Raw genomic sequence first — 12,902 nt, 5'->3', positions numbered from 1 at the left:
TGCCGGGGCCGGCTTTGTGTCCTGCGCAGCCTACCGCCCAACGCGGAGGCCAGCACTCCGTTCCACCCCCGGCGGAACCGATGCCGGCGGGCAGGCGTTGCCGGCGCAGCCATGGCGTATGTCGAGCCGCAGCACAATGCGGCCGGGCCGACTTCGGCAACAAGGGGCCTGTTGATGGTGGACCAGGGAAAGGAAACGCGTTCCCGCGCGCCGCGGCCGCGCGCGGACGGTGCTACGGACGACGTTTCCGACGAGCAGACCAGCGATCCCGTCGAGGCGGGCGCATCATCCGCTTCAAATACTGGCTCGACTGCGTCCCGTACGGGATTGAGCGAGCACACCCGCAACCGGATCGCCTCTCAGTTGCGCACCATGTACGACTCGATCGCGCAACAGCCCGTGCCCGACCGCTTCGCCGACCTCATCGCCAAGCTCGACAGCGGCGACCGCGAGAAGGCCTGACGCCATCCACCCGTCTTCAAGTCCGTCAGTCTGCCCCTCACGCCCGCTTCGGGCGTGGAGGCAAAACCGCGCAGGACCGGGACTTGCAAAAGGGCTGCCGCGTCGGGCAGCAGCCCTTTCAGACCTTCTTCACCAGCCTGAGACCAGTCCCGGCTGCTACAGTCCTACCTCAAAGGGTCGGCGAGCGGCCCCGCATCAGGCCGACAACGGCCGAGATCGCGAACAGGACGATTGCCACGAAGAAGACCAGCTTCGCAGCCTCCATGGCGGTGCCGGCAATGCCGCCGAAACCAAGCAGAGCCGCCACGAGGGCAACGACAAGAAAAGTTACGGCCCAACCGAGCATCGTTCGTATCCTTCAAAAGTGCCAACGCGGGCTCAGCCGCGCCGTTCTGAACACAAAAACGCCAAGGTTTCGGTCCGGTTCCGCCAACTTGACAGAGTCGTGTGCGTAGATCCGGGTTAGCCGATCCGGCCGCGACGATGGGTGACGGAACGGGACAAGGGCGCTAGCGTTCGAAGATAGGTCTTCAGGTTCGATCCGGGATCCGCGATGCTGCAATCTGCCAAGAGTGCCGTTCGATCAAAGGCCGCCGCGATGGCGCGCCGTCTCGCCGCCGTGGCCGACAAGGCCGGCGACGCGTTGCGTGCCGCGCTTCTCGGGCTTGTCGTATCGCCGGCGCCTGTGCCGGTCCGCGTGCGCGCCCGCCGTTCTGACCGATCGCGCTGAGACACCCCTTCCCAGCACGCCGCGGGGCCGAGCGGAGCAGCCGGCCCCGCCCTCGCGCGGCGGAATTGCCGGCGCCGCGCATCGCACCAGCCGTGGACGGCCGGAACCTGCAGAGCGGCAGGGCCTCGTGATGCGGGGCTCCGGCCGCCTCCCGATTGCAGATGCAGCCGGAAGCCGCTTTAGGAACGGCCGACCATCTCGCGCGGGGTAAGCGATGGCGGACACGGACGCGAGCAGCCTGACCTTCGATCGATCGATGCCGCAGCCGGATCGGCTGGAAACCGTGGCGCCGCTGATCCGCCGACGGATCGCGCCGAACGGCGGCCCGTTCACGGCCAGCGGCACCTGCACGTACGTGGTGGGCCGCGACCGCGTCGCCGTCCTCGATCCAGGGCCCGACGACGCGGCCCACATCGATGCGCTCCTCCGGGATCTCGCCGGTGAGCGGGTCGAAGCCATCGTGGTCACCCACACGCACCGCGACCATTCTCCGGGGGCACGCCTCCTCGCCGCCCGAACCGGCGCGCCCATCCTCGGATGCGCTCCGCACCGGGCCGCACGGGCGCTGTCCGAGGCCGAGATGCCGATGCTCGACGCGAGCGCCGACCGGGCCCATGCGCCCGAGCGTGTCATGGCGGAGAGCGATACGGTCTCAGGCCCAGGCTGGACGCTGGTGGCCGTGGAAACGCCCGGCCACACGATGAATCACCTCGCCTTCGCATTGCCGGAGGCGCAGGCCTTGTTTTCGGGGGATCATGTCATGGCCTGGTCCACGACGATCGTGGCCCCGCCGGACGGCGAGATGCGGTCCTACATGGCGTCCCTCGACAAGCTGCGGGGCCGCACCGAGACGATCTTCTGGCCGGGCCATGGCGGTCCGGTCCGCGATCCGGCGCGGTTCCTCCGCGGCCTCGCGGGCCATCGCCGGCAGCGCGAGGCCGCGATCCGCGCGCGTCTGGCCGCCGGCGATACGCGGATCGCCGACATCGTCGCGGCGATCTACCAGGGGCTCGATCCGCGCCTCAGAGGCGCGGCAGCCCTGTCGGTCTTCGCCCATCTGGAGGATCTCGTCGGGCGCGGCCTCGCCGCATCCGACGGCGCACCGCGGCTGGACGGGGCCTACGCGGCCGCCTGAACCCCTTCGCGGCCGACGATCACTTCACCGCGAGGGCGAGGTTGGCGACATCGTCCAGGTAGGCGCGGATCCGGTCGGCGTTGCTGCCGAAGTCGCGCCCGCCGAGCCGGGAGGCTGAGCGCACGTCGATCCGCGCCCCATCGGCGCGCGGGCGGATCCGCACGGTCACGTCGTCGGGCAGATTGAGGATCAGGCCCCGGGCCACCGCCTCGATCCGGCCGTTTCCAGTGCGGCCGCCCGGCCGGATCGCCTCCACGATCTGCCAGTGACGATTGAGAGCGGCCTTCCGGGCCAGCTCGAACGCCTCGTCGGCGCCGATATCGAGGGTGAGCGGCGCGATCTGCGGATAGGCGCCGCGCTGGCGCTCGCGGAGCGCCGGTCCCGGATCCGGTGGATAACGTCCGCCGCGGGCCGCGAAGGCGGCGCGCGAGCGCGAGAAGGCGGGCGGATTGTCGATGTCGGTGCTGATGTCCGGAACAGCGGGCAGGCGCAGACCGCGCAGGCCCAGGAAAGCGGGATAGCCCAGGACGACGAGCGCCAGGATCAGCCCGGCCAGGGCGGCGCCCAGGCCGCGCGCCCCCTCGCGCCAGACCCGGACGAAGGCGAAGATCGCGGCAGCGGCCGCCACCAGCGCGACGCCGAACCCGGCCATGAGGGCGGCGAGCGCCGCGTCGGTATCGGCACGCGGATCGCGCACCAGGATCAGGGCGAGCCCGGTCACGAGGATGGAGAACAGCGCCAGCCGCCGGGCCAGCAGCCCCGCACGGGTGACGGGTTCCTCGACGAGTAGGCGGCGCATGGGCATCATGGAGGCGTTCGGGGCCCAATCTTACAGCTTGGCCATGGCGGACACCATCGCGGTGCTACGGGGCATAGGCGCGGGCATTGCCGTGCAGGCCGAGGGTGGCCGGCTGCTTGAGGCTCTCAGGCAGCATCGCCTCGCCGGGCCGGCTCGCGGCTTCCGCGGCCTCGCCATGCGCCAGGATCTGGACGGCCGGTGCGCTCCAGGGTCCCGAAACGGCGAACAGCAGACCGCGCGGCGGGGCGGACGCGGGTCGCAGGGCGAGATTGCCCCTGGCGTCGAGCCGCCGATCCGGAAGCGAGACCTGACCATGCAGGGTCGCGCCGACGCTCGGACCGACCAAGCCCGCCTCGGTGATCTCGCCGATCCCGTCGGTGAAGCGCAGGGTGATGGCGGCGCGCTCGAACGCGGTCCGGCTGTTGCGGCGCGCGAGCGCGCCGGGCGCGATGGCGCCGTTGCGGTGGATGACGTCGGCGAGGTCGAGGCCGGCGATCGCGCCGCCCTCGACGGACAGCGCCGCCCGTCCGCCGAGATGCGCCAGGAGGCCGGCGCTGTCCCGGGCGCTCGAGTCCAGGGAGAACTGCCCCTGCACGGGTCCCCCCACCCAGCGCCCGGCCCCCATGTCGCCGGACAGGCTCCCGAGATCGAGGTGGTCTACGCTTCCCTGCAGGCGCATCTCGGTCTCGGCCGGGTCGGCCCCGCTCGCCAGGGTCATCCGTCCCTTGAAGGTGCCCTCCTGCACGCGCGCCCGATTCACCGCGACCTCCATCGCGGCGTCCCGAACAAGGACGCTCGCCGCGAGGTCCTGCACCGGAACCGGTCCGACCCGCGCATCGGCCGCCGACAGACGCAGGTCGAGATCGCCCTGGGTGAACGGCGCCAAGGCCAGCGGCACGCCTTCCGGCTCCGACAGCCGCACGAGATCACCGACCAGGGGCGCGAGATCGAGCGTCTCGGCCGCCAGCGTCGCCTGGACTGACAGCCGCGGCGCCTCGCCCGGGCCGAGCGCGACGGCACCCGCGCCCTCCAGCACGTTCTGACCGAATCCGACCCGCAGGCTCGGCCAGGACACGGACCGTTCCGCCGTCTCGAAGCGGCCGGCGACCGAGACCACGCCCGCCAGCGGCGAGAGCGGGACGTCCCAGCCGATCCACGACAGGGTCTCCGGCAGCGCGCGGGTCTCGAAACGCACTTGGCCCCTGAGGTTGGGCAGCGCGGCTGTCTCCGAAGACGCCTCCACGGTCCCATCCGCCGCCAAGCTGCCGCCCGGCCATGTCACGTCGGCGGTGAACGGGCTGCGCCCGCCCAGGGCCATGTCGGCCGGCCGGAGATGCGTGAGCGCGACCTGCGTCGGGACGCCCCGCCATGTCAGCGTCGCGTGTCCCTCGGCCGACCCGCTCCAGAACGGCCATGCGAGGTCCAGATCGAGATCCCGGACCTCCGTGCCCTGCGCGATCCGCGCGCCGGTCACGATGATCCGGCGCGGCCGGGCCGTGACATCGGACCGGACCTGCGCGCCGAGGCGCCCCAGGGGCCCGCTCCAGGCGGCGGCCTCCCCCGACAGGCGCGCGCCTTCGAGGCGCAGCCCGCCGATGGCCGCGCGGCCGCCGAGCAGGCTGAACGGATCGAGGTCGATGCTCAGGCGGCCTTCCTCCACCAGGGCCGGTCCCGCGGTCCCGGCCGCGACCCGCACGCGGCCGAGGGTGAGGCGCGGCAGCGGCAGCACGGTCAGGCTCGCAGGTCCCTGCGCGCTGAGGGTGAGCCCGTAGGCGTCGAGGGCCTGACTGACGAAGGCCGTCGCCCGGCCGCCGTCGACCGGCCAGTCGCGCAGGCCGAGGCCGGCAACGATCAGGCTCCCGAGAGCGAGGACAAGGGTCGGGCGGCGCAGCGACATCATGCTCCGGACGGGCCGCGGCTGCGGCCGGAAGCCGGGTGCCGCGACAGGCCCCCTCAAGCCGTCGCGGCCCGGCAGGGTCTGCACGTCGAGGGGGTGTTCTAGCGCCCTTCGCGGCGTTTGTCTGCCGGACCTGCGCGAAGCCGCCGATCCCTCCCCAGGCCGCGGCGGTTACGGATCAACCCGGACCGCACCAGCTCGCGCGGCGCAGCACTGGATTTCGACGGCGGAATCGGGAACAGCAGGCGCGAGGAAACGCGCTTGCCAAAGTTTCGGCCGGTCAGGCCCGGCGGGAAAAGGACGGTTCGATGAAGAAGGTCTACACGGATGCCGCCGCGGCCTTGGCTGGGCTCCTGCGCGACGACATGATGGTGATGTGCGGCGGCTTCGGGCTGTGCGGCATCCCGGATGAACTGATCGAGGCGGTGCGCCTCTCGGGCGTCAAGGGCCTGACGGTCGTCTCGAACAATGCCGGCATCGACGGCGTCGGCCTCGGCAAGCTCCTCGACACGCGCCAGGTGCGGAAGATGATCTCGTCCTATGTCGGCGAGAACAAGGAATTTGCCCGCCAGTATCTCGGCGGCGAGCTGGAGATCGAGTTCAACCCGCAAGGCACGCTGGCCGAGCGGATCCGCGCCGGCGGCGCCGGCATCCCGGCCTTCTTCACCAAGACCGGCGTCGGCACCAAGGTCGCCGAGGGCAAGGAGGTCCGCGAGTTCGACGGCGAGCAGTACGTGATGGAGCGCGGCCTGTTCGCCGACATCGCCCTGGTCCACGCCCATACCGGCGACACCGAGGGCAACCTCCGCTACCGGATGACCGCCCGCAACTTCAACCCGATGATGGCCACCGCGGCCAAGATGACGGTGGCGCAGGTCGAGCACCTCGTGAAGCCGGGCGAGATCGATCCGGACACGATCCACACGCCCGGCATCTTCGTGAAGCGCATCATTAACGTGGGCGTGCGCGACAAGCGCATCGAGCAGCGCACCACGCGCAAGCGCGGCGACAGCACCCCGGCCGCGGCGGCCGGCGGCGGCACGCACTGATCGGACGGGAAGGGAGCGAACGATATGGCCTGGACCCGCGAGCAGATGGCGGCGCGCGCCGCCAAGGAGCTGGAGGACGGCTTCTACGTGAACCTCGGCATCGGCATCCCGACGCTGGTGTCGAACTACATTCCCGAGGGGATGTCGGTGCAGCTCCAGTCGGAGAACGGCATGCTCGGCATGGGCCCCTTCCCCTATGAGGGGGAGGAGGACCCGGACCTGATCAACGCCGGCAAGCAGACCATCACCGCCCTGCCGACGACGAGCTACTTCTCCTCGGCCGATTCGTTCGGGATGATCCGCGGCGGACACATCAACCTGTCGATCCTCGGCGCCATGCAGGTGGCCGGCAACGGCGACCTCGCCAACTGGATGATCCCCGGCAAGATGGTGAAGGGGATGGGCGGCGCCATGGACTTGGTGGCGGGCGTCAAGCGCGTCGTCGTGGTCATGGAGCACGTCGCCAAGAACAAGGACGGCACCGAGAGCCCGAAGCTCCTGAAGGCCTGTGACCTGCCGCTCACCGGCACGCAGGTGGTCGATCTGGTGATCACCGATCTCGGCGTGTTCGAGATCGACAAGAAGGGCGACGGCGGCATGAAGCTCATCGAGCTCGCCGACGGCGTCACCGAGGACGAGATCCGGTCGAAGACCGGGGCGGATTTCACGACCGCCCTTAAGGGATGACCGATTTCGGACGGGGGCCGCGCGTCGGCGGCTCCCGTCCAGGGATGCCCGCCGATCAGGCCGCACGCACGCTGTCGAGGAAACGGATCACCTCGGATCTCAGCCGATCGGCCTGACTCGACATCTCCGAGGCGGCGCCAAGGACTTGCGTGGCAGCCGTCCCCGTCTGACCCGAGGCCTCGGCGACGATGGCGATGTTGGTCGTCACCTCTCCGGTGCCGGCTGATGCTTCGCTGACGTTGCGCACGATCTCGCTGGTCGCGGCGCCCTGCTGCTCGACCGCAGCAGCGATCGTCGCCGCCACACCGTTGATCTCGCCGATCCGCGCCGTGATCGTGCCGATCGCCGTGACGGCCTGTCCGGTGGCGCACCGAACCTCGCCGATCTGCCCGGTGATCGCCGCGGTGACCTTGGCGGTCTGCTCAGCCAGAGCCTTCACCTCGGCCGCGACCACCGCGAAGCCGCGCCCGGCCGCTCCCGCCCTGGCAGCCTCAATCGTCGCGTTCAGCGCCAAGAGATTGGTCTGGCTCGCGATATCAGCAATCAATCCGACCATCTCGCCGATCCGGTGCGAGGATTCGTGCAGGGTGTTGACGAATTGCGTTGTCGCACCGGCCTCGCCGACCGCGTTCCGGGCGAGGCCGACCGAAGCTGCGATCTGGCGCCCAATCTCCTGGATGGACGAACCGAGTTCCTCGGCAGCGGCCGCGACCGTCTCGACGTTGGCGGCCGCCTGCCCGGCCGCCGCCGCAACGGTACTGGATTGCGCGGCCGAGTCCGCGGCCGTGGCTGTCAACATCTCGGCCGTCGCGTACAGCTGCGTAGCGGAGGACGAGACCACGTCCACGACCCCGCCGATCGTCTGCTCGAACGTGTCCGCAAGTTCGCTCATGGCACGCTTGCGCCCCGCTTCGGCTGCGACGGCGGCTCGTTGACGCATCTCGGCCTGCTCCTTGGCCTGCTGGGCAACCAACTGCTTGATATCGCCGACGGCCCGGCCCACCGCCCCGATCTCGTCGGCACGGGCCGCCTGTGGGATCGCGATCTCCACATCCCCCTGAGCCATACGCTGCAGGACGCCACGCAAGCCACGCAGCGGACCGGTGACCCCGACGCGGACGACGAGGCCGGCGACACCGATCGCAGAGAGGAGACCGAGGACGGTGGCAATGACCAGCATGGTCACGGACCGCTCGACTTCATGATCGGATTGGTCACGCACCGCCTGCAGCGCGCTTTCCAGCGTTTCGAGCTGCGCACGCACGATGCTGTTCATCTCAACACTGATCGGAACCGCTTCGTTGATCAGGATAGTTCTGGCCGTCACGTTGTCGTTCACGAGAGCACGCGCGGACACGTGATCGAGCGCAGATAAGAAATCGGCGAATTTTGCCCGAAGACGCACATCCGCAGCGTGTTGCGCGTCATCATCCGGCAAGGCAATCAATTGCTGCAGCAATGTGTCTGCACGCGCTCGACTTTGATCGGACCGCGCCTTGTAGGCCGCCATTTCCTTCTCGCCGGTCTCGATAATCAGATCCCGAACGTGCGTGGCCAGATCGCCGACCACGACCCGGAATCGCAACATCAGATTGAGATGCTGAGCCTCGACGTCGACGATCCGACGCATCTGAGACGATAAGCTCAACATGTTCAGCCGCGCGTATGCGATCAGACCGCCGGAGATCACGGCGACCAGAAGAATAGGCAGCATAACTTTGATGAAGATCCTGGCGTCGCGAAGCATAGACATGACACGTCTCGCATTACGGGCTCAAACGCGCGGATCTTTATGATTCAAAAAACTAGATGTCCAGCAAACCTAGGAGAAATACCGCGAACTATGGGTTAAATGTCTTTGAACATACTCCGCAAGTCGGGCACACAACGAAGACCAGCCGGATTTTATGGCGCCCGAGTCTGTGAAATAATTTTGCACACTGGTTCAGTCGCGAGATGGCAGGTCGTAATGTCAACGCAAGCGGCACGTCGCGGCGGTCGCCGTGCCTCAACGGGAAGCATGGCGGCCGCCGAATGATGGGATTGGGTTAAGAGGGCGTCCTGCGCTCCTGCCTACATCGGCGGGGTCAGGCCATCCTTGCCGACCGCCACGAGCTTGCCCTCCGCCTTGCTGCCGTCCTTGGCGACCACCGCGAAGACTTTCGAGCCGGGGGTCAGGATCGCCTTGTCGGCCGGCTCGAAGGCGACGATCGGCGCCGAGGACGGCACCACGATCTCCTTGGAGCCGTCCTTGCCGTAACTCACCGTCAAGGTGCGCTCGCCGCCCGAGGCCGCCTTGTCGGCCTTCACCGTGCCGTTGGTCATGGCGCTCTTCACCTTCGGCGCGTTCGACGTCTCGGCCTTCACCGTGCCGTTGGTCATGGCGCTCTTCACCTTGGCGCCGGCGCCCGCGGTCTGGTCGGTGATCGTGTCCCAGCCGTAATGGCCCTCGCCGGTGCCGCGCATCGATTCTGGGAAGAGGACCACCTCCAGGGCGGTCATCGGGTTCTCGCCCTTGGTGGCGGTGCCGATGAAGACACCGTCCTTGATCTGGTCGAGGCTCGACGGGACCACCCAGGCGAACTTCGCGCCGCTCACATCGACGGTCTCGGACTTGCCGTCGTCGGTCTTGATCGTGACCGTGCTGCCGTCGGCCTTGTCGACGGTGCCGCGGACGCGCTCGACCTGCGCGGCGAAGGCGGCGCTCGACAGGAGAGCCGTCAGGCCGGCGGCGACGAGGGTCTTGCTGAGGTGCTTCATCGAGGTCCCATCCTGGCTTCAGGAGCCGGGTTATGGGGCGCTGCGCACGGCAAACAAGGTTGTGCGCAAACGAAATGCGCGATCTGGAAAACAAATGAGGCGGCGCCCGATTGAGCGCCACCTCATGCTGCCTGGGCTGGGCCGGCGCCTCGCACCGTCATTCCGGGGCGCCGAAGGCGAGCCCTAAAACCGGAACCACAGCGGTGCCCATTCTGACACCGCGGCGGATCTGGATCCCGGGATCCGCTGCGCGGCCCCGGGATGACGGATCGGCTGCGATCGCCTCTCTGGAAGGACCCGATCTGATCAGGCCGCGAGGGAGCGCAGCACGTAGGGAAGGATGCCGCCGTTGCGGAAATACTCCAGCTCGTCGAGGGTATCAATCCGGCAGGTCAGCGGGACCTGCTTCACCGAACCGTCGGAGGACTTGATCTCCGCAATCAGCGTCTGGCGGGGCTTCAGCTCGCCGGCGAGGCCCTTGATGGTGACGGTCTCGTCACCCTTCAGGCCGAGCGACTGCCAGCTCGTGTCACCCTGGAAGACCAGCGGCACCACGCCCATCCCGACGAGGTTCGAGCGGTGGATGCGCTCGAAGCTCTCCGCCACCACGGCGCGGACGCCCAGCAGCTTCGTGCCCTTCGCCGCCCAGTCGCGCGACGAGCCGGTGCCGTACTCCTTGCCGGCGAAGATGACGAGCGGCGTGCCCTGCTCGGCGTATTTTTGCGCCGCGTCGTAGATGAACATCTTCTCGCCCGAGGGCTGGAAGTGCGTCCACCCGCCCTCGACCACGTTGCCCGCCTCGTCCCGCACCATCTGGTTCTTGATGCGGATGTTGGCGAAGGTGCCCCGCATCATCACCTCGTGGTTGCCGCGTCGCGTGCCGTACTGGTTGAAGTCCTGCACGCGCACTTGGTGCGACTGCAGGTAGGCGCCGGCCGGCGAGGCCGCGCGGATGTTGCCCGCCGGCGAGATGTGGTCGGTGGTGATCGAGTCGAGGAACAGGCCGAGGATGCGGGCATCCGCGATGTCCTCCACCGGCTTCGGGGTCTTCTCCATGCCGACGAAGTAGGGCGGGTTCTGCACGTAGGTGGAGCCCGGGTTCCACGCGAAGGTCTCGGCCTCGGTGACCTGGACGTCCTTCCAGTTCTGGTCGCCGCCGAACACGTCGGCGTAGCGCGACTTGAATAGCGCCGAGGTGATGTTCTCCTCGATGAACTGCTGCACCTCGGCCGAGGTCGGCCAGATGTCCTTCAGGTAGACCGGCTTGCCGTCCGAACCCTGGCCCAGCGGCTCCGTGGTGATGTCGATCTGGAGCGAGCCGGCGAGCGCGTAGGCGACGACCAGCGGCGGCGAGGCGAGGTAGTTCGCCCGCACGTCGGGGTTCACGCGCCCCTCGAAGTTGCGGTTGCCCGAGAGCACCGCGGCGGCGACGACGTCGTTGTCGTTGATCGCCTTCGAGATCGCCTCCGGCAGCGGGCCGGAATTGCCGATGCAGGTCGTGCAGCCGAAGCCCACGAGGTTGAAGCCGAGGGCGTCGAGCGGCTCCTGCAGGCCGGATTTCTCCAGGTATTCGCCGACCACCTGCGATCCGGGCGCGAGCGAGGTCTTCACCCACGGCTTCGAGCGCAGGCCCTTGGCGACGGCGTTGCGGGCGAGCAGCCCGGCGCCGATCATCACCGAGGGGTTCGACGTGTTGGTGCAGCTCGTGATCGCCGCGATCACCACGTCACCGTGCCCGATGTCGAAGTTGGTGCCCTCGACGGGGTAGCGGCGGGCGAGATCGGCCGCCTTCTTGAACTCGGTTTCCATGGAGGCCGCGAAGCCCGGCTTGGCGCCGTCCAGCAGCACCCGGTCCTGCGGGCGCTTCGGGCCGGCCAGCGAGGGCCGGACCTCGCCCATGTCGAGCTCCAGCGTGTCGGTGAAGACCGGGTCGGGCGTGCTGGCGTCGCGCCACATGCCCTGCGCCTTGGCGTAGGCCTCGACCAGGGCGATTCGGTCGTCGGAGCGGCCGGTGACCTTCAGGAAGTCGATGGTCTTCTGGTCGACCGGGAAGAAGCCGCAGGTCGCGCCGTATTCGGGGGCCATGTTGGAGATCGTGGCCCGGTCGGCGACCGCCATGTCGCCGAGGCCGGGGCCGTAGAACTCCACGAACTTGCCGACCACGCCCTTCTTGCGCAGCATCTGGGTGACGGTGAGCACGAGGTCGGTGGCGGTGGTGCCCTCGGGCAGCTTGCCCGACAGCTTGAAGCCCACGACCTCGGGGATCAGCATCGACAGCGGCTGGCCGAGCATGGCCGCCTCGGCCTCGATGCCGCCGACGCCCCAGCCCAGCACCGCCATGCCGTTGACCATGGTGGTGTGCGAATCGGTGCCGACCAGCGAATCCGGGTAGGCCACGTCGGAGCCGTTCTCGGACTTCGTCCAGACGGTCTGCGACAGGTATTCCAGATTGACCTGGTGGCAGATGCCGGTGCCCGGGGGCACCACCGAGAAGTTGTCGAAGGCCGATTGGCCCCACTTCAGGAAGGTGTAGCGCTCGCCGTTGCGCTCGTATTCCAGCGCGACGTTGTCGGCCAGCGCCTTCGGGGTGCCGAACTCGTCGACGATGACCGAGTGGTCGATGACGAGATCGACCGGCACCAGCGGGTTGATCTTCTGCGGATCGCCGCCGAGCGCCACCATGGCGTCGCGCATGGCCGCGAGGTCGACCACCGCCGGCACGCCGGTGAAATCCTGCATCAGCACGCGAGACGGGCGGAACGCGATCTCGACCTCGGCCTTGCCCTTCTGGTCGAGCCAGCCGACGGCGGCCTCGATATCGGCCTTCTTGACCGAGCGATCGTCCTCGTAGCGCAGCAGGTTCTCCAGAATGACCTTCATGGAGAAGGGCAGCGCGGCTGCGGAGGCGAGGCCGTTCTTCTCGGCCGCCGGAATGGAATAGTAGGTGTAGGTCTTGCCGCCGGCTTCGAGCGTCTGGCGGGCCTTGAAGCTGTCGAGTGAGGGCACGGCTGGTTCTATCCTCGCTGCGGGTTGTCGAACACGCGCAGGCAAGACCTGCGCTACGAAGTTGTGTTCGGCCTGTGTAGCGCCCGACGGGCGCGCGCCGCCCCGGGAGTGCCCGGGCAGGAGACGATGCGCGGGGGCGATTTGGACGCCCGTGGAGCCGCGCGGCGCAGCCAGGGAGGGATATAGAACTTTTCGAATCTGGCCGCTACCGGGTCGCGATGACAGGCGCGTTTTCCTGTCGGAGATACGATGGACGAGCGGAGGCGGCCGGCCGTGACTGGCTGCGACGGACGTTCAGGTCTGCCGTGCGATCTCGGAACGGGGCACCATCCCCGTCTCCCGGTGTGGTCGCGTCGCAGCCGCGTCAGCCCGTCGTC

General features: G+C 68.6%; 10 protein-coding genes. 4 read left to right on the top strand and 6 right to left on the bottom strand.

Annotated elements, in window-relative coordinates:
* Positions 1-111 precede the first annotated feature (111 nt).
* Positions 112-462, top strand: coding sequence for a NepR family anti-sigma factor (locus M6G65_RS33825; protein WP_308445183.1), 351 nt, complete (start codon positions 112-114; stop codon positions 460-462).
* 169 nt (positions 463-631) lie between these two features.
* Here the strand turns inward: M6G65_RS33825 and M6G65_RS29600 are convergent, their stop codons facing one another.
* Positions 632-808 carry a DUF1328 domain-containing protein gene (locus M6G65_RS29600; protein ID WP_007568853.1) on the bottom strand — a complete coding sequence of 59 codons (177 nt, stop codon included), beginning with the start codon at positions 806-808 and terminating at the stop codon, positions 632-634.
* Between the two features lie 598 nt (positions 809-1,406).
* Between M6G65_RS29600 and M6G65_RS29595 the strand changes: the two genes are divergently transcribed.
* Positions 1,407-2,327, top strand: a complete 921-nt coding sequence (locus M6G65_RS29595) for an MBL fold metallo-hydrolase (protein ID WP_238194808.1) — start codon at positions 1,407-1,409, stop codon at positions 2,325-2,327.
* Positions 2,328-2,346: 19 nt separating this feature from the next.
* On the opposite strand, the gene M6G65_RS29590 is transcribed toward M6G65_RS29595, so the two are convergent.
* Together M6G65_RS29590 and M6G65_RS29585 are read right to left on the bottom strand one after the other, a co-directional pair.
* Positions 2,347-3,126 carry a DUF1499 domain-containing protein gene (locus tag M6G65_RS29590; protein WP_238194807.1) on the bottom strand — a complete coding sequence of 260 codons (780 nt, stop codon included), beginning with the start codon at positions 3,124-3,126 and terminating at the stop codon, positions 2,347-2,349.
* Positions 3,127-3,190: 64 nt separating this feature from the next.
* Complete coding sequence (locus M6G65_RS29585) at positions 3,191-5,026, bottom strand: AsmA family protein (protein ID WP_250103220.1); 1,836 nt, start codon at positions 5,024-5,026, stop codon at positions 3,191-3,193.
* Positions 5,027-5,331: 305 nt separating this feature from the next.
* Between M6G65_RS29585 and M6G65_RS29580 the strand changes: the two genes are divergently transcribed.
* Together M6G65_RS29580 and M6G65_RS29575 are read left to right on the top strand one after the other, a co-directional pair.
* A complete protein-coding gene (locus tag M6G65_RS29580) occupies positions 5,332-6,072 on the top strand; it encodes a CoA transferase subunit A (protein WP_238194805.1) in 741 nt (246 codons plus the stop codon).
* Between the two features lie 24 nt (positions 6,073-6,096).
* Complete coding sequence (locus M6G65_RS29575) at positions 6,097-6,759, top strand: 3-oxoacid CoA-transferase subunit B (RefSeq protein WP_238194804.1); 663 nt, start codon at positions 6,097-6,099, stop codon at positions 6,757-6,759.
* A gap of 55 nt (positions 6,760-6,814) precedes the next feature.
* Here the strand turns inward: M6G65_RS29575 and M6G65_RS29570 are convergent, their stop codons facing one another.
* The 3 genes from M6G65_RS29570 to acnA all read right to left on the bottom strand — a co-directional run bounded on the left by M6G65_RS29570 (position 6,815) and on the right by acnA (position 12,525).
* On the bottom strand, positions 6,815-8,512 hold the full coding sequence (locus M6G65_RS29570) for a methyl-accepting chemotaxis protein (protein ID WP_250103219.1): 1,698 nt from the start codon (positions 8,510-8,512) through the stop codon (positions 6,815-6,817).
* A gap of 320 nt (positions 8,513-8,832) precedes the next feature.
* Positions 8,833-9,519: a metal ABC transporter permease gene (locus M6G65_RS29565; RefSeq protein WP_238194802.1), complete on the bottom strand. Its 687-nt coding sequence runs from the start codon at positions 9,517-9,519 to the stop codon at positions 8,833-8,835.
* A gap of 306 nt (positions 9,520-9,825) precedes the next feature.
* The gene (acnA, locus tag M6G65_RS29560; protein ID WP_250103218.1) at positions 9,826-12,525 is read right to left on the bottom strand and encodes an aconitate hydratase AcnA; all 2,700 of its coding nucleotides are present in this window, start codon (positions 12,523-12,525) and stop codon (positions 9,826-9,828) included.
* Between the last annotated feature and the right edge of the window lie 377 nt (positions 12,526-12,902).

Source organism: Methylobacterium tardum (assembly GCF_023546765.1).
In the GTDB taxonomy this organism is placed as follows: domain Bacteria; phylum Pseudomonadota; class Alphaproteobacteria; order Rhizobiales; family Beijerinckiaceae; genus Methylobacterium; species Methylobacterium tardum.
Note: the sequence above shows the minus strand (reverse complement) of the source record. Positions and strands in the feature narration are given on the sequence as shown.